Annotated in this window: 18 protein-coding genes; 13 read left to right on the forward strand and 5 right to left on the reverse strand. The window is 50.6% G+C overall.

The annotated features are described in order from the left end of the window. Positions 1–183: 183 nt before the first annotated feature. From FW415_RS11935 to FW415_RS11955, 5 genes are all read left to right on the forward strand, one after another. Positions 184–3,597 (forward strand): SusC/RagA family TonB-linked outer membrane protein, encoded by a 3,414-nt coding sequence (locus tag FW415_RS11935; RefSeq protein WP_210420869.1) that lies wholly within the window; start codon positions 184–186, stop codon positions 3,595–3,597. 110 nt (positions 3,598–3,707) lie between these two features. Continuing rightward, positions 3,708–5,174 (forward strand): RagB/SusD family nutrient uptake outer membrane protein, encoded by a 1,467-nt coding sequence (locus tag FW415_RS11940; RefSeq protein WP_148385148.1) that lies wholly within the window; start codon positions 3,708–3,710, stop codon positions 5,172–5,174. Between the two features lie 26 nt (positions 5,175–5,200). Further along, positions 5,201–6,058, forward strand: coding sequence for a DUF4843 domain-containing protein (locus tag FW415_RS11945; RefSeq protein WP_148385150.1), 858 nt, complete (start codon positions 5,201–5,203; stop codon positions 6,056–6,058). Between the two features lie 97 nt (positions 6,059–6,155). Beyond that, entirely contained in the window at positions 6,156–7,712 is a 1,557-nt protein-coding gene (locus FW415_RS11950; RefSeq protein ID WP_148385152.1) for a PKD-like family lipoprotein, read from the forward strand. 30 nt (positions 7,713–7,742) lie between these two features. After that, positions 7,743–8,897: a TlpA disulfide reductase family protein gene (locus FW415_RS11955; protein ID WP_148385155.1), complete on the forward strand. Its 1,155-nt coding sequence runs from the start codon at positions 7,743–7,745 to the stop codon at positions 8,895–8,897. A gap of 160 nt (positions 8,898–9,057) precedes the next feature. Here the strand turns inward: FW415_RS11955 and FW415_RS11960 are convergent, their stop codons facing one another. Together FW415_RS11960 and FW415_RS25760 are read right to left on the reverse strand one after the other, a co-directional pair. Further along, positions 9,058–9,444, reverse strand: coding sequence for a helix-turn-helix domain-containing protein (locus tag FW415_RS11960; protein WP_148385157.1), 387 nt, complete (start codon positions 9,442–9,444; stop codon positions 9,058–9,060). Positions 9,445–9,459: 15 nt separating this feature from the next. Beyond that, the gene (locus FW415_RS25760) at positions 9,460–9,669 is read right to left on the reverse strand and encodes a type II toxin-antitoxin system HicA family toxin (RefSeq protein ID WP_148385159.1); all 210 of its coding nucleotides are present in this window, start codon (positions 9,667–9,669) and stop codon (positions 9,460–9,462) included. A 237-nt stretch (positions 9,670–9,906) separates the two neighbouring features. Between FW415_RS25760 and FW415_RS25535 the strand changes: the two genes are divergently transcribed. The 5 genes from FW415_RS25535 to FW415_RS11985 all read left to right on the forward strand — a co-directional run bounded on the left by FW415_RS25535 (position 9,907) and on the right by FW415_RS11985 (position 14,870). Further along, entirely contained in the window at positions 9,907–10,038 is a 132-nt protein-coding gene (locus FW415_RS25535) for a hypothetical protein (RefSeq protein ID WP_256378910.1), read from the forward strand. A 1,164-nt stretch (positions 10,039–11,202) separates the two neighbouring features. Beyond that, complete coding sequence (locus tag FW415_RS11970; protein WP_148385162.1) at positions 11,203–12,534, forward strand: DUF2130 domain-containing protein; 1,332 nt, start codon at positions 11,203–11,205, stop codon at positions 12,532–12,534. Positions 12,535–12,584: 50 nt separating this feature from the next. Beyond that, positions 12,585–13,211: an HAD family phosphatase gene (locus tag FW415_RS11975; protein ID WP_210420870.1), complete on the forward strand. Its 627-nt coding sequence runs from the start codon at positions 12,585–12,587 to the stop codon at positions 13,209–13,211. A 370-nt stretch (positions 13,212–13,581) separates the two neighbouring features. After that, the gene (locus tag FW415_RS11980; RefSeq protein WP_168208785.1) at positions 13,582–14,220 is read left to right on the forward strand and encodes a DUF4136 domain-containing protein; all 639 of its coding nucleotides are present in this window, start codon (positions 13,582–13,584) and stop codon (positions 14,218–14,220) included. Positions 14,221–14,246: 26 nt separating this feature from the next. Continuing rightward, the gene (locus tag FW415_RS11985; protein ID WP_148385167.1) at positions 14,247–14,870 is read left to right on the forward strand and encodes an outer membrane beta-barrel protein; all 624 of its coding nucleotides are present in this window, start codon (positions 14,247–14,249) and stop codon (positions 14,868–14,870) included. Positions 14,871–14,933: 63 nt separating this feature from the next. Here the strand turns inward: FW415_RS11985 and FW415_RS11990 are convergent, their stop codons facing one another. Both FW415_RS11990 and FW415_RS11995 read right to left on the reverse strand, forming a co-directional pair. Next, a complete protein-coding gene (locus FW415_RS11990) occupies positions 14,934–15,908 on the reverse strand; it encodes an FAD:protein FMN transferase (RefSeq protein WP_246859036.1) in 975 nt (324 codons plus the stop codon). Positions 15,909–15,953: 45 nt separating this feature from the next. Then, entirely contained in the window at positions 15,954–17,132 is a 1,179-nt protein-coding gene (locus FW415_RS11995; RefSeq protein ID WP_148385171.1) for an acyl-CoA dehydrogenase family protein, read from the reverse strand. A 93-nt stretch (positions 17,133–17,225) separates the two neighbouring features. Between FW415_RS11995 and FW415_RS12000 the strand changes: the two genes are divergently transcribed. Further along, on the forward strand, positions 17,226–17,651 hold the full coding sequence (locus FW415_RS12000; protein WP_148385173.1) for a YciI family protein: 426 nt from the start codon (positions 17,226–17,228) through the stop codon (positions 17,649–17,651). A gap of 9 nt (positions 17,652–17,660) precedes the next feature. On the opposite strand, the gene pyrF is transcribed toward FW415_RS12000, so the two are convergent. Next, positions 17,661–18,467, reverse strand: a complete 807-nt coding sequence (gene pyrF, locus FW415_RS12005; RefSeq protein WP_148385175.1) for an orotidine-5'-phosphate decarboxylase — start codon at positions 18,465–18,467, stop codon at positions 17,661–17,663. Positions 18,468–18,584: 117 nt separating this feature from the next. On the opposite strand from pyrF, the gene FW415_RS12010 reads away from it, so the two are divergent. Next, positions 18,585–19,454, forward strand: coding sequence for a sugar phosphate isomerase/epimerase (locus tag FW415_RS12010; protein ID WP_148385177.1), 870 nt, complete (start codon positions 18,585–18,587; stop codon positions 19,452–19,454). A 49-nt stretch (positions 19,455–19,503) separates the two neighbouring features. After that, positions 19,504–20,871, forward strand: coding sequence for a Gfo/Idh/MocA family protein (locus tag FW415_RS12015; protein ID WP_148385180.1), 1,368 nt, complete (start codon positions 19,504–19,506; stop codon positions 20,869–20,871). The last annotated feature ends 38 nt before the right edge of the window (positions 20,872–20,909 follow it).

Consider the following 20,909-nt stretch of genomic DNA (forward strand, 5'->3'; position numbering starts at 1 on the left):
ACCGTTTCGGGTCTTGTATAGTTGTAATCAACCAAAAATCAGCATGACCAATCACATTAAAACGCACAATATGTGTTGCCGCAACGTGCCGTAAAATCACCGTTAAAAAACCCCTCCGCCAGTCAAGCAAGAAGGGGCTTTGTTCGAAACATCATTGTCTAATATTTCAAACTGCTGCAATTTATGCAAAAAAGAGGTATTATCTATACCCCGCCGTACCCGGCATTCCGTCACCGAAACTGGAACTTTATTATGAGAGTGACCGCTTTAGTATGTACAGGGATCCTGCTGTCAGCCCAATTGCTGCTGGCTGCCCCTGTTTTTTCACAAGATCATGAGCAGAAAGTTATTTCACTCAACTATGTGCAGGCGCCGATCAAAGAGATCTTTAGCGCTATCGAGAAAAAGGCCGATGTGATCATTATGTACATGGCCACAGAGGACCTCAAAAAGGAGAAAGCAAGCATTTCCACCAGCGGCAAAAGGGTGGCCGAAGTGCTGGATGAGCTGTTAAAGCCCCGGGGCATCAGGTGGGCCGTGCGCGGAAACATCATCCGGCTTTACCCGGAAAAAGCGGAGGGCGATGACGCCGCTGTTTCCTCCGCCAGGGATACTACTATCTCCGTTACCGGCAAAGTGACCGATGCGGCGGGTTCCCCCATACCCGGCGCTACTGTGCTGGTAAAGGGAACCCGGTTGGGTGCCAAAACGGATGAGAACGGCAATTTTTCGCTGTCCGGTGTGCCGCCCAATTCCGTTTTACAGCTTACTTCTGTGGGTTACGAGCCCATGGAAGTGCGCGCAAAAGCGGGTCTGCAGCTTTCCGTCAGGATGCAGCCTGCCGTTTTGACGATGAAAGACCAGGTGGTGACGGGGATATACCAGCGTAAAAAGGAAAGCTTTACCGGTTCTTCCGCCACCTTTACGGTCGAGGAACTGAAAATGGTGGGTAACCAGAACCCTTTGCAGGCATTGAAAACGCTTGATCCCTCTTTTGCGATCATCGAAAACAATACCTTTGGTTCGGACCCCAACCGCTTGCCGGATATCGAGATCAGGGGAAAGAGCAGTGTGATCGGTTTGACGGAACAGTATGGTACCGATCCCAATCAGCCGTTATTTATCCTGGATGGTTTTGAAACTACCCTGGCGGTCATCAGTGATTTCAGTATGGACCGTATCGAAAGCATTACTTTGCTGAAAGATGCCGCCGCAACGGCCATCTACGGCTCAAAAGCCGCCAACGGCGTGGTGGTGGTAGAAACCAAACGCCCTGCTGCCGGCCGTCTGCGCCTTAATTATAACCTCAACACCACCTTCAGTTTTGCGGACCTGTCTGACTACAACCTGATGAATGCAGAAGAGAAACTGGAGTTTGAGCGCCTGTCGGGTTTCCTGGGGTCTATTGATGCGAATGGCAATTTCGTTACCGATGTAGGGGACGCAAAATACAATCAAAGGCTGGCAGAGGTCAGGCGTGGTGTGAACAGCTACTGGATGAACGAGCCCTTGCGTTTTGCCGCTACCCACCGGCATACTTTGTTTGCCGAAGGCGGAGATGCCAACCTGCGTTACGGTGCATCGCTGAGTTATGGCGAGAACCAGGGTGTCATGAACGAATCCGGGCGAAAACTGACTAACGGGAATATCCGCCTTATCTACCGCAAAGGACGCATTGCTGTCACCAACTCGCTCAGCATCGATATTGTGAATGCGACCCGGGAAAGCGTGCCGTTCTCGGATTTTTCCAGGGCCAATCCCTATTTTCGGAAATACAATGCTGAAGGGGGGATTGACAAAGTGCTGGAGTCGTTTTCGTATGCCAACATTGCTACCGGGCAGCCCGTGACCACCGAGACATACTACAATCCGCTGTATGATCTGCACAATAAGAATGTGAACAGGTCCGAATCGCAGGGGTTCACCAACAACTTCGAGATCGAATGGCGGATGCTGGATGAACTGAGGGCGCGCGCCCGTGTCGGCATTAACCGCATCGCTATCCGCAATGAAGTATTCAGATCGCCTTTCAACACGGAATTCGCCGGTGTCGACCCGCTGCGGCAGGGGACCTTCTACGAATCGAACGACCGTCAGATGAACTATGACGGCGACCTTAGCCTCACCTACGGAAAGTTGCTGGCAGAAAAACATATGCTGAATGTAGTGGCGGGCATGCGCCTCAACCAGATCGCCTCAACAGGCAGCGGATATGAAGTGCGCGGGTTTGTAGGCGAGGATTTCCCCAATGCTGCATTTGCTTTCGGTTATTCGGACAGCAGGCGTGCCAGCTACCAGGAGTCCATCCGCCGCAGCGCCAGCTTCTTCCTGAATACGGGATATGCTTTTGATCAGCGTTTCCTGCTGGATGCCACCCTGCGCTCGGACGGAGCTTCCGTATTCGGGTCCAACAGGCAATTCACGACCATCTGGTCAACCGGACTGGCATGGAACATTCACAATGAAGCGTTTTTCAAAGATGCTTCGTACGACTGGCTGAACAGCTTGCGCATAAGAGCCTCCATCGGGAACCCGGGCAACCAGAACTTTTCCGATTATGTATCGGCGAGAGTGTACCGTTACAACAATGAGAACCGTAACCCCTTCGGGCCAAGTGTGATCGTATCCAACCACGGCAATCCTTTGCTGAAATGGCAAAAGACGCTGGACCGGAATATCGGGCTGGACTTCCAGACGGCGAAAAACCGCCTGCGGATCAACGCGGACTATTTTGTAAAAACAACCGATCCGTTGCTGGTGTTCGTTTCGGTGCCTTCCTCCTCGGGCGCCACCAGTATTACGGATAACCTGGGCGGCCAGGAGCAGACGGGGTTCACGTTTACCGCCTCCTATACGGCAATCCAGCGCAAGGCATTTACCTGGATGTTCAATGTGAACGGCCGCAGGCTCCGTTCCAGGTACACGAACTTCGGCAACGCCCTTTCCAACTTCAATGAAAATAATAAAGGGGTAAATATGACCCGTTACTATGATGGGGCAAGCCCCTCCGACCTCTGGGCCGTCCGCTCCATGGGCATCGACCCGGCCACCGGCAGGGAAGTGTTCCTGACCAAAGAAGGCAACCATACGTTCGTGCACAATTACAACGATGAAGTGGTGGTAGGCAACAGTGATCCTGACCTGGAGGGCATCCTGGGCACTTTCCTCTCCTACAAGGGCTTTACGGCGAATGTAGCCCTTCGTTACCGGTTCGGCGGGCAGATATTCATGCAGACGCTGTACGATAAAGTGGAGAATATCCCTTATCAGAATATAGGGCTGAACCAGGACAGAAGGGCCCTCTCCGAACGCTGGCAGCAACCGGGCGATAATGCCAAATTCAAAGCCATTGCTGAAACAAGATCAACACCCATGTCCTCACGCTTTGTAGAGGACAACAACATCCTGTCAGGGGAATCCATTTCCATAGGATATGAAACGTCTGCTGCCCGGTGGCTGAAAGCAATAAGGGCCTCCTCGGTAACATTCCGGGCCTATATGAACGATATTTTCAGGGTATCTACCGTCATGAACGAACGCGGGATCGATTATCCTTTTGCCCGGTCAGTTTCCTTATCCATGGGAGTACGGTTTTAATCAATAACAGCCAAAATTCAATATATGAAACCGAGCATGATACATTTTACCGCACAGGGTCATGTTAATGTGAGGTTCCATCTGACCCGTAAAAAATAAAATATTAACAGATGAAAATCAAGATAGTTTCCATTTGCATGATGCTGACATTCCTGCTGGGGGCATGCAGCAAATGGATAGACGTAAAACCGAGCGACAGGCTTGCAGAAGATCAGCTGTTCACTACCAGGCAGGGTTACCTGACAGCGTTGAACGGTGTGTATGCTGAACTTACCCATGCAGCCATTTACGGTGAACAGATGACCGTATCGGGCCTTGATGTGCTGGCCCAGTATTATTATATGACGGCTTCAACACACCGGTTTTATGACTTCGCCACTTTTGCCTATGCATCGGACAGAACGAAGCCGGTATTCGATAACATGTGGAAAAAAGCGTATGAACTGATCGTTAACTGCAATGTTGTCATCGACAAGTGCGGCGAAGGCGGCAACCCTCTTTTACCGGCGCCTTATTTCGGTTTGGTGAAAGGCGAAGCGCTTGCACTCCGGGCGATGCTGCATTTGGATATGCTGCGGCTGTTTGGCCCCATCTGGTCAGAAGCGGATAAGGACCTGCCCTGTATTCCCTATAATACTTCCTCCAAACCTGAATCCTCCGATCTGCTTGGTTCCGCGGAGATCATGCAGCACATCATCGATGATCTGACAGCGGCGGTTGATTTGCTGGAAGATGCAGATCCGGTTATCACGGAAGGCGTTCGTCATGCAGCCAATCCCAACGGCGCCAACGACCTGTACTTCCGGCAGTACCGCCTGAACTATTACGCCGCAAAAGCCTTATTGGCCAGGGCTTATCTCTGGATGCAGGATAAGGAAAGCGCCCTGCGGGAAGCACAGGAAATACTCGCAGCTGTGCTTGACCCCGGCAAACCGGTCTTCAAAATAGGCGTAGCGAACCCCGCCGCCATACCGGCGGACTTTGACCATATGATCGTATCGGAAGTGATGTTCTCTTTGTACACCATCAACCGGCAGAACATCTATACCACTTTCTTCTCACCGGATATTCAGCGGGAAGTCCGGTTGAGCTTTAATAACAATGACGATAACCAGTCACGGAAAAATGGGATGTATGATGATCAGAACGATTACCGCCTCAAAGCATGGATGACCCAAAACAATACCAATGGCTCCTTTCTCACCCATGTGAAGTTTGATGTGACCACCAACGCACCCGGCCCCAATATGATGCCGCTGATAAGGCTGGGCGAGGTGATTTTAATTGCCGCGGAATGCAGCAATACGCTGGATGAAGGAACGGCCTACCTGAATATGCTGCGGACCGGACGGAACTGTGTAAGCCTGGCCCCCTCGTCAGCAGACCAGCTCAAAGATTACATCACCCGTGAGTTCAGGAAAGAGGTAATTGGCGAAGGGCAGATGTTCTTTTACTATAAGCGGAATAGCATGGACAGGGTGCCTAATCACGCCAGCCTTGCCGGAACAAAACAAATGCTCCCGGGCAACTATGTGGTACCGCTGCCCGTCAGTGAAATTGCGGTAAGAGGTAATTGATCTTAATCATTTTAAATAGTTACACCATGAAAAGAATGATATATGGCTTGCTGCTGGCGCTGGTATTGCCGCTGGCATCCTGCAAAAAGGAAATGATGGGATATGAAGGGATGGAAGGTGTTTATTTTGCGGTGCAGAGCGGGCCTTCTTACGCGCTTCCTTCATCGTGGCCTTACCGCCCCTATACGAACATCGAGTTTGTAAAATATACAGCTGACGTACAGGAACTGACAGTCAATATAAAAGTGATGATCACCGGTCCTGTCAGGGACTATGACCGGCCATTCAAAGTGGCTGTCAATCCTGATTCCACCACCGCCGAATCCGGTGTGCACTATCAGCCGGTCGGTGAAACATTTACGATCCCGGCCAATGAGATTGCCGGCTATATACCGGTTACAGTAAAACGTACGCCTGATATGGCGTTCGGAAACAAAAAGATAGGTCTCCGGTTGATCGCCAACGAACATTTTGGCCTTGCCTTCCCCGATTGGAAAGCTATTCCCGGACTGGGCGAAAGCAGCCTCGGTACCGATACCGCCTTCGATGCTACCCTGCATGTGATCAATGTAAACGACCTGATGGTGCAGCCCGCCGTCTGGCGCGGTTCGGTTGTAGCGGCAACCAACAGGGAAACCGGCTCATGGGGCGCGTTTACCCGCAAGAAGATGGAATTGATGTTCCAGCTGTTTAACCTCACCTATGAGGATTTCAGCTCCGAAACCACAATGACGCTGGTACTGTCCAATCTGATCACAACAGAGCTGGCGCGTTATCTCGTTGATCAGTTCAATGCCGGAACACCCGTAAAGGAGGATGACGGAAGGCTGATGTGGGCGGGTAATGTTCCCTGGACCTCCATCATCGGCGTACCGTATGAATGACTTTTAACAGCCGGTTAATTAACATGATAAAGCCGGCAACTGAGCCAGATGACACCCGTTATCAAAAGCTCCATCAGATCCGTAAAATTATGAACAGATGAAAAGATCCATAATAATCATTCTTGCAGCTTATATAACTCTCCTGTCCGCCTGTTACAAAGACACCGGGAATTATGATTACAAGGAAATCAATGAAGTTAGAATAACCGGTATGGCATCCAGCTATGCGGCAACCTTCGCTTTGGATGTACTGCATATTGAGCCGCAGATAGAGACAACCCAAGAAATGACCGATCCCTCCCGTTTGTCGTACTACTGGATACTGTACAAGGGCACTACCGCGGTGGATACGCTGGGCCACTCGCCCGTACTCGATTACCCCGTGAATGTGAGTCCGGATAACTATACGCTCTTTCTCCGGATCGTGGACAATGTTACCGGTATAGCCTGGAAATCCGGTACTACGCTGACGGTGGGGACGGCCTATTCAACCGGTATCATGCTTATGGGAACAGGTGAGAACGGTAATGCTGAAGTAGATATGATAACAATGGTGGGCGATACCGTGGTGGTGCGCGGCATTCTCTCCGGCAGCGGATTGCCCGCATTGCAGGACCCTGTGACCATATTGCACAACGGCAACAAGGATACGTCCTCCAACTACGGCCGGTTATGGGTAATGACAAAGAGCGGATCGTACTATATCGACCGCAAGACCATGCAGGGCAATACGTCGAGAAACTTCGGAAGCATCGTTGTTACGACCGACAACCTGAACAAGGAAAGCCTTACCCCCATTCTGTACATTCCGCAGATCAGGGACAGGGCAGGCAACGTAGGAAATGCGTATGCCCGTGCCATTATGACGAGCGACGGCAATATCTTCCCCACACATAGCTGGCTCGTAGGCGGTGATTTCTACACGAATCCGGTTAACCGGGAGCAGACCAATTTCGGCAAGCTCATCAAAACAGCGCCCTTCCTGTTTTATGCCATTGGAAACATGAATGCCATGATGTGGTATGATACCGAAGGCCAGCGCTTTATGAATTACGCCACATTCGGCACCGGTACTTTTTCCACAGTGCCTACGGACAATGCAGCGGACGCTTTCCCCTGGAACCAGTCAGCCACAGGCCGCACCCTTGTGTACGGAGAGAATACGCGCAATACAGATGGAGGTGCCACCAACGGTAACTCTTTTGCCATCATGAAAGACAACAGCAACCAATATTTTATATATAAATTCTACGCCAGCGGCGCCACGCCGATCAAGCGGGATGCTTATACCGTGAACGCCATCGCCACCGATTTTGACAAAGCCGATTTTTATGCATTCTCATCCCGGCGTTCTGTGGTATTTTATTCCGTAGGCAACAGGCTGTACGCATACGACTACAACAAGGGCTTTGAAAAACTTTATCAATTTTCGGATCTGGGGTCGGACGAAATAACGATGCTCAAGTTCGATACGCAGATAGATTTCTCCTCCAATACCTTGTACATCGGCACTTATAACGCATCCACAAAAGGAAGGCTGCGCCGGTTTACGGTAGGTACGGACCCTAATACTGTAACGATTTCCCCGGTGGAGAATGCAGACTGGGATGGTCTGATCAAAATCAGGAGCATGAGTTGGAGAGCCGTTAATTAGGGTAATTCCATATAAACAAAACAAGAAAAAATGTATAAAACAGTAAAGACCGTCATTACAGGAAGTTTGATGACCTTGGCGTCCCTTTCCCTTTCCGCGCAAACCGCGTTTCAGGTAAAAGGGATGCTGAAAGACACCTCCCGGAACGGAGACAAGATTACGCTCGCTTATTTTAATGGCGTTAAAAAAGTGTACACCGGAGCTGTCATAAATGGAAACGCATTTACGATCGACGGGACCATAACAGACCCGGCCAGGGCAACGCTCTCCATCAGTACAACAAAAGAGATGCGGAAGATCAATCCCTGGGTAATGTCTGAAAAATGCGAGTTCTTTATTGAAGGAGGAACAGTGACGGTAGAAGGGATGCCGCTTCCCCAGGCGGTGATCACGGCCCCGGGGCAGTCACAGAAGGACCTCCTGGCGTTGAAGGCGAAACTGAAACCGTTCCATGAAATGGAAACGGCGTCGAATGATGCCATGCTGCAGGCGATCATCGCCCGGGACACAGTAGCCCGGGATAAGCACCGTGCAACCAATGACCGCAGCAAGCAACAGATCGATAGCGTTGAAGTGGCTTTCATGGTGGCGAATCCTTCCTCACATGTGTCGCTGGACCTGCTTCAGGAAAGGGTTAATGCAAAATCACTTGCAGAAGAAAAGGAAAAGCTGGCCGCATGGTACGGTAACCTCGCCGGCCCTTTGAAGAAAACAGTGGTGGGCAAACAATTGTCCGAACAGATTGAAACGGCTTTTAAATTAGGACCGGGCAAACCCGCTGAAGATTTTGCACTGAATGACACACTGGGCAAACCGGTTCATTTATCTTCTTTCCGGGGAAAATATGTACTGCTTGATTTCTGGGCATCCTGGTGCATACCCTGCCGCTATGAAAATAAGACGGTCGTAAAAGCGTACGAACGTTTTAAGGATAAGAATTTTACCGTCCTTAGCGTGTCCCTGGAAAAGCCGGGCGACCGTAAGGCCTGGGTGGAAGCTATTCAAAAAGATGGGCTTACCTGGACGCAGGTGGCGACGCTGACCAGTGAAGAGAGCAGTGAAGTGAGAAAACGCTATGGCATTCGAAGCATCCCGATGAATTTCCTGATCGACCCGCAGGGAGAGATCGTGGCGGTTCATTTACGAGGAGAGGCCCTGGCGCAGAAATTGGAAGAGGTGCTGTAAAAGCGCTGAAACATAATCCGCTTTGGCTGGAAGTATGTCATCAAATCCCGGAAGTCTGCTGCTTCCGGGATTTGATCGTTTGGCCCTGATTGTTTTCTGTCAAAGAACCGGGGGGCTTTTACGGCTGTGTTTGAAAACAGGAACATGGCTCCGGACGGTTTCAGATCAGTTCCAGGTAGGTGAGTTCCTGCCCCAGTGCTTTAATTCCTGTAAGTATCCTGTTCACCTGTTTGTCAGAGGGATTTTTGATCCCGTTCGCATACTGGGATAAAAGCGACTGGCTGATCCCTATCCGTTCAGCCAATGCCGATGAGTTGATGACTTTGTAATATTCAAAGAACTGCGCGAGATCCAGCCTTATGATCAGTTCTTTTTCCACTGCGGGCTTCATGTGTTTTATATCCAGCCAGGTGTTGAGCGCGTCCAGGATATTTTTTCGCAGTTGCGGCATATCGGCTCCGGTGGTAACTACAGGAACTTTGTCATCCGCGGCGAATGCGGAGTATCCTGTATCTGTTTTTTCGACGATGAAGGTGTACCTTTTCATGACATTTGTTTTAGGTCAGTCAAACGAATTGTTGCTCAAACCTGCCAGTTTCAATATTTTACATGCAAGGCCTTTTCCGATATCGTCACTTCCATGGTCCGGAAAAACGATCTCGATCCCAGGGCGGCCAGGATGAACCAGGATAATATGGCTTCCTTTTCCCTGCCGGAGCATAATCCATCCGGCTTTAAACAGCGTTCTCTTCAGTTCGGAACATTCAGCCATCCTTTCAGCTTTTACAAAGGTAATTAATTTATTACTGTATCACCAAAAAAAAGTAACTATTTTATTACTTTTTATGATTTGCTTTCTCACACTGCCTCCGGCATAGCGCGCTGTCGTACAACATTTTCGCTATAACCGGAAAATCCTTTCGGATTTCCGGCCCGGAAGAAAAAGGACCTGCCAGGAATGGCAAGTCCGGAAGCACAACTAGAAAATGCTATTATTATAATTAAAACAATGGTTCGTTATCACGGCCCAGTGGTGGTATTTGAAGGAGTGCCGATCCCTGCCGCCAGGGATGACGATTTTCATCCGGACATTTCCTTTAATGTCATCGGCATTCCCGCCGATCCTTACCGCCAGGGATGACAGTTTTTCATAAGTATAGGGATGAACAGGTTCGACTAAAGACCCGCCATGAATAGCAAGTCCGAATGTTCGTCAATCAAAATCTCGCATATGCTCCTGTATCTTATTGCTTGTTTCCAGACTTCACACATCATATTAGACAGGGACCTGCCATGAATAACAAGTCCGGGCGTTCGCTAGTCAAAGTTGCATATACGCTGCCTGTTTGTATTCCAAAACCATACACTTTATATCTTGTAAGACCTGCCCATGAGTGGCAAGCCTGATGTTCGCCAGCCGGAATGTCTCGTGCGCTGCCTGTTTTTATTCAAGCCATCCACCCACATCAGATAAGACCCACCCATGATTGGCAAATCTGATGTTCGCCAGCCGGAATTTCTCGTGCGCTGCCTGTTTTTATTCAAGCCATCCACCCACATCAGACAAGACCCACCCATGAGTGGCAAGCCTGATGTTCGCCAGCCGGAATTTCCCTCACACTGCCTGTTTTTTTTCAAATCATCCACGCCATATATAAGACCCGCCATGAATAGCAAGTCCGTGTTTTTCAAGGGTTCATTTACGTTATATACCCATTAATCTTTTCATTTTGGTTAACAGGAACCCGCCATGAATGGCAAGTCCGTTAAAAAGTTGTAAACGTTTGCAACACCCAAAATCCGGAGTCGAAATCTTTAAATGGACCTGCCAGGAATGGCTGGTCCTTTCAGAAAAGCTATTACCTGTCCAACTGTATCAACCATCAGCTGATCCAGCCGAACGGGCTGCGGCAAAACCGGGTGGAAACTAATCCCATTCAGAACCAATCCGGACTAAACCGCGAACAACTTTCCTGTTTGCTATGAGTGACCTACGCTCATTTTGATTGGAACAAAATTATTCCACGCTTGCCGTAACTCCTGAGAATAAGGGTGATAGTATCTCGGCTTTTATGTATAATTTCTCCGTTTCCCGGATATTATATCGATATGGATAATAAATTGTGCTTTTATATTTCCAATCCCGCTGTGGACGGGCGCACCGTTTCCCCGAAATCCTGCCGATCCGCTAAAAGCTATACCAACAGAATGTTTCACCTACCCTGAAAAATCTCATACCTTTACATTCACCAGCGTACATACATTGCGCAATGCAGGTAGAAATTAGCTGGCTAAATCATTCATTATGGCAACTTCGATCACTTGTCCAAATTGTAAACACCCGTTCGTAATGGAAGAAGCTTTTGCTGCAGACATTGAAAAGGAAATGCGCGGCAAAATGGAAACGGAATGGCGGAAAAGAATGGAATCCCTCCAGGCGGAAAAGCACGAAATGGCACAGCTCCGGCAGCAAGTGGCCGCAGAACGGCAGCAGGTACTGCAGGACCGGCAGCGCCAGGAAGAGGAGCTTAACATCCGCCTCCAGGCGGAAAAGATAAAACTGCAGGAAAGCCTCATGGAGAACATCCGGAAAGACGTTTCGGCAGACTTTGAGAATAAACTGCGCATGCTGCAGGAAGCGCAGCAGGAAAGCGAAGAAAAGCTCCGCACCGCCCGCCAGAAAGAGCTGGATTTTCTCCGGAAAGCCCAGGAACTGGCCAACCGGGAGCAGGAACTGGAAATAGACCTGCAAAAACGGATGCTGGAGGAGCGCTCCCGCCTGATGGAACAGATCCGCAAGGAAGAACTGGAACGCACCAACGTAAAGGAAACCGAATACCAGCTGCGCCAGAAAGAACTGGAAAAACAACTGGAAGACCAGCGTAGGCTGGTGGAGGAAATGCGCCGCAAAGCGGAACAGGGCTCCATGCAGCTGCAGGGTGAAGTGCAGGAACTGGCGCTCGAAGAAATGCTGCGCAGCACTTTCCCCTTCGATGCCGTGTCCGAAGTCGGCAAAGGGGTCAGGGGAGCGGATTGCATTCAGACCGTACGCAACCAGTTCGGGCAGGAATGCGGCAAGATCATTTATGAAAGCAAGCGCACGAAAGACTTTTCGCGCGAATGGATAGAAAAACTGAAAGCCGATATGCGCGGCCAGGGCGCTGATGTAGCCATCCTTGTTACCCAGGCCATGCCCCGCGATATGGAGCGCTTTGGCGAACGGGACGGTGTTTGGGTGTGTACCTTCTCGGACGTAAAAAGCCTCGCCTACGTTTTACGGGATGCCATCATGAAAGTGTACCACTCCGCCAGAAGCCAGGAAAACAAAGGCGACAAAATGCACCTGCTGTATCATTACCTGACCAGCGGCGAATTCGCTGAGCAATGGAGCGCCATCCGCGAAGGCTTCCGTTCCATGAAAACCTCCATACAACGCGAACGCGAAGCCATGGAAAAACTCTGGAAAGCCCGGGAAAAACAACTGGAGAAAGTCCTGCTCAACGCAGCGCACATCAAAGGCTCCATCGAAGGCATCGCCGGAAGCGACTCTGTGGACCTCCAACTGCTCGATGATGCGGCGGAAGCATTGCTGGCGCCGCCCAATGGCACCCGTAAACCCGAACAGGACAACATTTAAAAAAATATTCATATAAATCCTTGTTTGGTTTAATAAGCCGATATACTTTTATGCATATGAAAGACCGCACCTATCAATCCATTATTTTCGATCTGGGAGCTGTATTGGTCGACTGGAATCCGCGTTATCTCTATAGTAAAGTATTCGCCACGCCGGAAGAAACCGATCATTTCCTGGAAAATATCTGTACATCGGACTGGAATGAAGAGCAGGACGCCGGCCGGAGCCTTGCCGAAGGAACGGAACTGCTCGTGGAAAAATATCCCGATTTTGAAGCCCAGATAAGGGCATTCTACGGCCGTTGGAGAGAAATGCTCGGAGGCCCCATCCAGGAAACCGTGGAACTCCTGCAACAATTGAAAGCATCAGGGAAATATAAACTCTACGCACTCACCAACTGGTCCAACGAAACTTTTCCCATCGCCCTCATGGAATATGAATGGCTGCAATGGTTCGATGGCATTGTTGTATCCGGCAAGGAAAAACTCCGCAAACCATTCCCGGATTTTTATCAGCTGCTGCTGGATCGTTATATGATCGATAAAACCAATGCTATATTTATTGATGATAATATCAGGAACGTTAAAGCTGCCGAAGAAATGGGCATCGAAACCATTCATTTTCAGACTTCCGCACAATTGGGAGAAGAACTGCAGCAACGCGGAATATTGAACTGAGACCGCACTAGCAATCATATTCAGATTCGAGAATATATACTTAAAAATCCCCATGCAAACCGCCGCTACGGGCGGTTTTGCTTTTAACATTTCTTTAGGTTGATTTTAACTTTTCTGCTGTAAACCGGCAGTAACATTCCTGTGTCTATAGCGTTGAATATTAGAAGGGTCGGATGTGATGAAAGATGGTGTGAAAATTGAGAGAGATAGAGAAAGAAATGGTCCGGTGCAGTGGAAATGTGAAAAAGCGGACCCGTGGATGTGAACGAGATGGCGGATGTGAAGTTGAGATCAATCGATGATGCTGGTCCGTGCGAACGGACCGCATCGCCGGCCACGTTATTGCCCCGTATATAAAAATCAAATGCATATGAAAAGGACAGGATTGTTGTTAAGTACCATCGCCATTGGCGCACTGCTTTTCTCCGCTTGCAGAAAAGAGCCGCTCAATGACATGACAGAGGAGGAATCCCGCATCTATGTAACGAATTATGATGAAGAAGCGGATTTTACCGCCTACGGCACCTTCAGTATTGTGGATTCCGTTGCAGTGATCAGTAATAATGACGCCACCAGGGAATTGACAGATTATGATGTTAAACTGCTGGCTGCCATCAGATCGAACCTTACCGCCAGGGGATACGCAGAAGTGGATAAGGATGCGGACCCTGACCTGGCAGTGAACGTTGCACGTATCAATACTTCCAGCACTTCGGTATATTATCCCGGTTACTGGGCAGGATGGCCCGGCTATTGGGACCCCGGATACTGGGGCTTTCCCGGATGGGGGTATTACTTCCCGCCGTATTATTCCGTTTTCCGGTATAACGAGCGTTCGGTAGCGATTGATATGGTGGACCTGAAATCACCGCCAAAGGAAGAGGACAAGCTGACCGCGGTATGGAATGCCATGCTGCGCGGCACCGGCGTCTGGAACAGCGCAAATATCGATACGATGATACAGGCCGTATTCGATCAGAGCGCTTACCTGACAACTTCAGCAAACTGATTGGTCAAAGCTAAAAACACAAGAAGATGAAAAGCATTAAATTGATAATATTGATAATGGCCGGCACATTGGCGATGCATACCGCTTTCGCGCAAAGCCGCCCGCCTTTGTCTTTCCAGTTGAATTATTCCATCACACAACCCTTTGGCTCGCTGAGCGATGACTATGCGGATAATACCAGTTTCCGGGGATGGAATTTCGGTTTCCAGTATGCGTTGAACGACCGTTTGAGTCTTGGCGCGAGGGTAGGGTTTGCCGATTTTTATGAGCGTTTGCCCCGGGCAGTGTACCCTGGTAAAGGAGAAGATATCTCCGCCGTGCAAACCCGCACGTTGCAAACCATCCCCATCATGGCCGCCGCGCAATACACCTTCGCAGGCCCGGACGCTAAAGTGATGCCTTATGCCGGCCTTGCAGTAGGTATGGCGAATATGAACTATGAGAAGTTCTGGGGTGAATTTGTGGAGAAACATAACAAATGGGCATTCCAGGTAAGCCCGGAACTGGGGTTGAATGTACCGTTCGGAAAATATTCCCCGGTGATGTTCAATGCCAATGTGCAATATAATTATGCCGCGTACAAGTACGCCGAGATCAGCAACTTTAACACATTACAGGCGAATATTGGATTGAGGTTCCATATCCGGTAAACCATTAAAAACGGAACATGTGAGTATGGCAGGGCCGGCGTAAAGCCGGCCCTTTGTTGTGGCTTATGGCGCCGCAAAGAAATTCGGAGAATGCCGTTCCGTGATCCTGCCTTCCGCATCCTTGAAAATATAATAAGCTTCCAGTTTGAGCTTGGGATGCTGCTGCACGAATTGTAAACCCTTTTCCACACCCAGGAGGATCAGCGCATTATCATATGCATCAGCCGTAATGGCATCCGGTGCGGTGACCGTAACGGTGATGATGTTGTTATGCAGCGCTTCACCTGTTTTCGGATCGATGGTATGCGCGAAGCGGGTGCCGCCGTCGTCAAAGAACCGGCGGTAGTTTCCGCTGGTGGCCACAGCACGGTCCCGCAGCTGAAGGATAGCCTGTACCGGCTCTTCCACGTTCCCTGCAGCAGGTGGGCGTTCTATGCCCACGCTCCACGGCAGCCCCCGGGCATTCACGCCCGAAGCCACCAGTTCTCCCCCCACATCTACCAGAAAATCCCTGATGCCGCGCGACTGCAGAAAGCGGCCGAGCACATCGGAAGTGAAGCCCTGTGCGATCCCGTTGCAATCAATTTCAACACCATCCTTCTTTTTGATGAGATACTTTGCGCGAATGATCAGGTTTTGATATCCCACTACCCGCAAAGTGCGCCGGATAGCTTCAGCCGAAGGACGCCCGTTCTTATGGGGCGTCACCCCGAATCCCCACAGGTCCACCAGCGGCTTTACCGTGATATCGAACGATCCGTCCGTAAGTTTACTGACTTCCTGCGCTTTTTTTACAACAGCGCGCATATGATCGTCCATCACCACTTTTGGACCTTTATTGAACCGGTTGATCAGGGAACCGGAATGGTATAGCGACAAAGAGCGGTCGATATCCTGGAAGATGTCCCGTATATCTTCATGCAGCATTGCTGTATCATGACCGGTTGCGATGAATTTGATGATATAATAAGTGCCCTGGGCCTGCCCCTGCAAAGTAACAGGTTCCTGTGCAGCGGCGCCGGTGGCAATGCATATCATCAAACATAATAAAAGGCCTTTCATGCGCACAAAATAACAAATCCATCAGGAAAATGCATTGAGGCCGGTGATATCCATGCCGGTGATCAGCAGGTGTACCTCATGCGTGCCTTCATAAGTGACCACACTTTCCAGGTTCATCATATGCCGCATGATGGGATACTCCCCGGAAATGCCCATGGCGCCGAGTATCTGCCGGGCTTCCCTGGAAATGTTCAGGGCTGTGTCGCAGGCGTTGCGTTTGGCCATGGATATCTGTTCAGCTGTGGCTTTGCCTTCATTGCGCAGCACGCCGAGCCGCCAGTTCATCAACTGTGCTTTGGTGATCTCGGTGATCATTTCCGCCAGTTTTTTCTGTATCAGCTGAAATCCCCCGATGGGCCTGTCGAACTGCACACGTTCCTGCGCATAGCGCAGTGCGGTATCATAGCAGTCCATGGCCGCACCGATAGCGCCCCATGCGATGCCGTAACGGGCGGAGGAGAGGCAGGAGAGGGGCGCTTTCAGTCCCCTGGCGCCTGGCAGGATATTGCTTTTCGGGATACGTACATTATCCAGTACCAATTCACCGGTGGCGCTGGCCCGGAGGCTCCATTTGTTTTTGGTCTCCGGTGTGGAAAAACCCTCCATCCCCCGTTCTACGATAACGCCGCGGATCTTGCCTTCCGGGTCTTTCGCCCATACCAGCGCAATATCCGCGAACGGGGCATTGGATATCCACATCTTGGCGCCGTTGAGGATAATATCCTCGCCATCCTCTTCGTAGTAGGTAAGGAGACCGGCCGGGTTGGAGCCGAAATCAGGTTCGGTAAGCCCGAAGCAGCCCATCAGTTCACCTGTGGCCAGTCTGGGCAGAAACCGCTGTCGCTGAACATCGCTGCCAAATGTGTAGATGGGATGCATGACGAGGGAGCCCTGCACGGATGCCGTGGAACGGATGCCGCTGTCCCCGCGCTCCAGTTCCTGCATCATAAGGCCGTAGGCAATGTAATCCAGCCCCCCGCCGCCTGCTTCCGCAGGAATGGTGGGACCGAAGCAGCCCAGTGCGCCCAGTCCGGGTAGAATATGCGAAGGGAAGACCGCACGCTGACAATGGTCGTCAATGATCGGCGAAATTTCCGCTTTCACCCATTGCCGTACCGAATCCCGGACCATTTTGTGCTCGTTGGTCAACAGATCATCTATCAGATAATAATCGGGCGATTGAAACAGGTCCTGGTGCATGGGAAGATTTTTTGACAAGTGCAGGAATATCAGCACCTAATTTACGGAATTAGCGTAAAGTTGCTACCTTCGGGCCAGCAAATCTGCAGTTATATGGCCAAACTGTTGCCCGTATTGTTACTGGCGGTGTTCCTGACATTTGTGATCGCCAGCTTTTCTTCCAAAACACTTCGCAACGCCGCGCCCGGCGCTAAAACAGATTCCGTTCCGGCAGTGGAGATCAAGCAATACTGGATGGTGTTCCTGAAAAAAGGCCCCAATCATGGACAGGATACGGCGGCGGAAGCGATCATTCAGAAAAAACACCTGCGCAATATCAACCGCCTGGCATCAGAAGGTAAAATGGTACTGGCCGGGCCTTTTGGTGGGGATGGCGACCTGCGGGGCATTTTTATCATGGATTGTGAAGACAGCCTGGAAGTGGTTGAACTGGTCAAAAGCGATACCGCTATTGCCACCGGGCGGCTGGACTTCGAGATAGAACCCTGGTGGACGGCAAAGAACTGCCTGTTCCAGTAATCACCCACATCATTCTCCCAGATAACCTGCCATTTCCTGCTGATATTGGAGGGCTGCACGACGTGCATCATCGGCAAAATTCTCATCATTCCCCGCATAGATCACGGCACGGCTGGCGTTAACGAGCAGCCCGACATCCTTGTTCCTGCCTTTCATGGTGATCTCTTTCAGACTGCCGCCCTGTGCGCCAACACCCGGTACCAGAAAGAAGTGGTCCGGCACCAGCTTGCGGATAGCGGCTACGGAATCTGCCTGTGTTGCGCCTATCACGAACATCATATTTTCAGGCGAACCCCATGCGGCCGTTGTTTTCAGCACTTTTTCATACAGATATCCATCATCCGTACGCAGCATCTGGAAATCCTGCGCCCCGGCATTGGAGGTCAGCCCCAGTACGATCGCCCATTTCTGTGAAAATGCGAGGAACGGTTCCACACTGTCCCGGCCCATGTACGGCGCAACGGTCACTGAATCGAAGCCATAGGTCTCGAAGAAAGTTTTGGCGTAATAAGTGGAAGTGTTGCCGATGTCGCCGCGTTTGGCATCGGCGATAGTAAAGATATCTTCAGGAATGTAATCCACAGTGCGCTGCAGGCTTTCCCAGCCCCTGATCCCCTGGCATTCGTAAAAAGCAGTGTTGATCTTGTAAGCCACACAAAGATCTTTGGTCGCATCAATGATCGCTTTGTTAAAAGCAAAGATCGGATCGGGATAGGATAAGAGATGTTTGGGGATCTTGTGCATATCCGTATCCAGCCCGATGCAGAGGTAAGACTTCCGCTCCCTGATGAGCCGCACCAATTCCTGTCTGTTCATATAGTGATTATCAATTCAAGGGCGAATTTCCGGCATTTTTGCCAAAACCTGATTTTGATTTTCCAATTTAAGTGCTTAATTTTTACCCGTCCATAGTTATCGAAAAACAGCATTCCAATGAAAAAATACATGATTTTCCTGCTATTCCTCGTTATGCAATCCTCTTTCTTGCAATCGAATGCACAGCAAAAGACGATGCCCGAACTTGGCGTAGCCACCTCTTTTGATAATGACAGCCTGCTGCATGCCGCCGGCTATAGTTATATTGAAGAGTCCGCCCGCAAGCTGCTGGCGCCTTCCGTGAATGAAGCAACGTACCGGCAGCAGCTGAAGAAGTTAAAACGTATGCAGCTTTCCGTACCGTCCTGCAACCTGTTTCTGCCGGGCACTATCCGGTTGACAGGGCCCGAGGCGGATGAAAAAGTGATCCTGGGATTTGTGGATTCGCTGATGCAACGGGCAAAAGAAGCGGGTGTGCAGATCATCGTATTCGGCAGCTCAGGCTCCCGGAGATTACTGGAAGGGCAGGACCCGGTGCAGGCAAAGAAGGAACTGATCGCCATCTCCCGCAAAATGGCGGTTGTGGCGCAGCGGTATGGCCGCATCATTGCGATAGAGAACCTGAACAGCAAGGAGGATAATTTCATCAACCGGCTCTCCATCGTTACGGAGATCGTGGAAGCGGTGGACCATCCGAATTTCAGGATCACAGCGGATATCTATCATATGAAGATGGAAAATGAAGACCCTTCCGCCATCCTGAAAGCGGCGCCGTACCTGGTGCATTGCCATATCGCAGAGAAAGAAGGCCGCGCTGCACCGGGCAAGTCGAACGAAGATTTTCTGCCTTATTTTGCCGCGCTGAAACAGGCAGGATATAAGGGACGCATAACCATCGAATGCCGCTGGGAAAGTTTGAAGGATGAATGCAGGCCGGCGTATGAATACCTGCAGCAACAGCTGGCCGCAGCTTATGCGATAAAATAGCCAGTGCAGTGACAGATGAAATCATTCAAAAACAAAAAATACGTTGAAAATGACTGACAAAAAGAACCGCCGTGAATTCCTGAAATTATCCATGATGGGAGGCGCGGGTGTAGCACTCAGTGCAATGGGGATGCCTGCCAGCAGCTACGGCCGCATCATCGGGGCAAACGACCGGGTGAACGTTGGGGTCGTGGGCTTCTCGGATCGCTTCAGACAGGCGCTGATGCCCTGTTTCCTTAATCACAAGAACAAGCTGAACTTTGATATTGTTGCGGTATCTGATATCTGGAACCGCCGCCGCGACGAAGGGCAGAAAATACTCTCGGAGAAATTGGGCCATAAAGTACAGGCCTGTATGAACAATGATGAGCTGTACCGGATCAAAGACCTGGATGCAGTGATCATTGCCACAGCGGATTTTCAGCATGCCTTCCACACCATAGAGGCGGTGAAGAACAAAAAAGATGTGTATTGCGAAAAGCCTTTCGCGGAAACGATGGAGGATGCCCGCAACGCGCTTAAAGCCGTGAAGGAATCGAAGCGTGTGTTCCAGGTGGGTACCCAGCGCCGCAGCGGCGGCACTTACCACCAGGCCGCAAAATTCATCCAGGATGGCAAATTCGGCCCTATTACCATGGTGGAAATGACCTGGAATGTCAACCAGCCGGGGCGCTGGCGCAGGCCTGACCTGGTGCGGAGCATCAGGGAGTCTGATGTGGACTGGAAACGTTACCTCTGCAGCCGTCCGGATGATAACTGGGACCCGCGCAAGTACCTGGAATATCGCCTCTTCTGGCCGTACTCTTCCGGTATCTTCGGCCAGTGGATGACACACCAGATCGATACGGTACACTGGTTCACCGGCCTGAAACATCCCCGCAGCGCAGTGGCCAACGGCGGCATTTACCAGTGGAAAGACGGCCGCACCAATGCGGACACGCTCACCGCCGTATTCGATTACGGTCCCTCCAACGATCCGTCCACCGGCTTCCAGGTCGTGTACAGCTCCCGCTTCCACAACTCCGCAGGCGGCACAAAAGAACTGTACTACTCCAACGGCGGAATGATAGATATGAGCACCAACAAGATCACACCCACCGGTGGCCTGAAAGAGAGAGAAGCAGCAGAGATGGGTATGAAACCCAACCTGCTTCCGAGCATGGACCTTTCCGCCGAGGCGGCAAAAGTAGAAACAAGCGCCAATACCGGTGGTGACAGCACTACGGATGCGCATGTACGTAACTGGATGGAATGCGTGCGCAAGCAGGATGTGCATACCAATGCACCGATCGAAGCGGCTTATTCCCATTCCATCGCGCTCATCATGGGCACTGCTGCATACCGCTCCGGTATGAAAGCAACCTTTGACGAAGCAAGGCAGGATGTGATGGTGGGAGGCAAGGTGTTCACGCTGTAAGCAAATTTTTACCTCTTGTTGAGGAACCGGGCCTGACC

It is taken from the genome of Chitinophaga sp. XS-30, from assembly GCF_008086345.1.
Lineage (GTDB): Bacteria > Bacteroidota > Bacteroidia > Chitinophagales > Chitinophagaceae > Chitinophaga.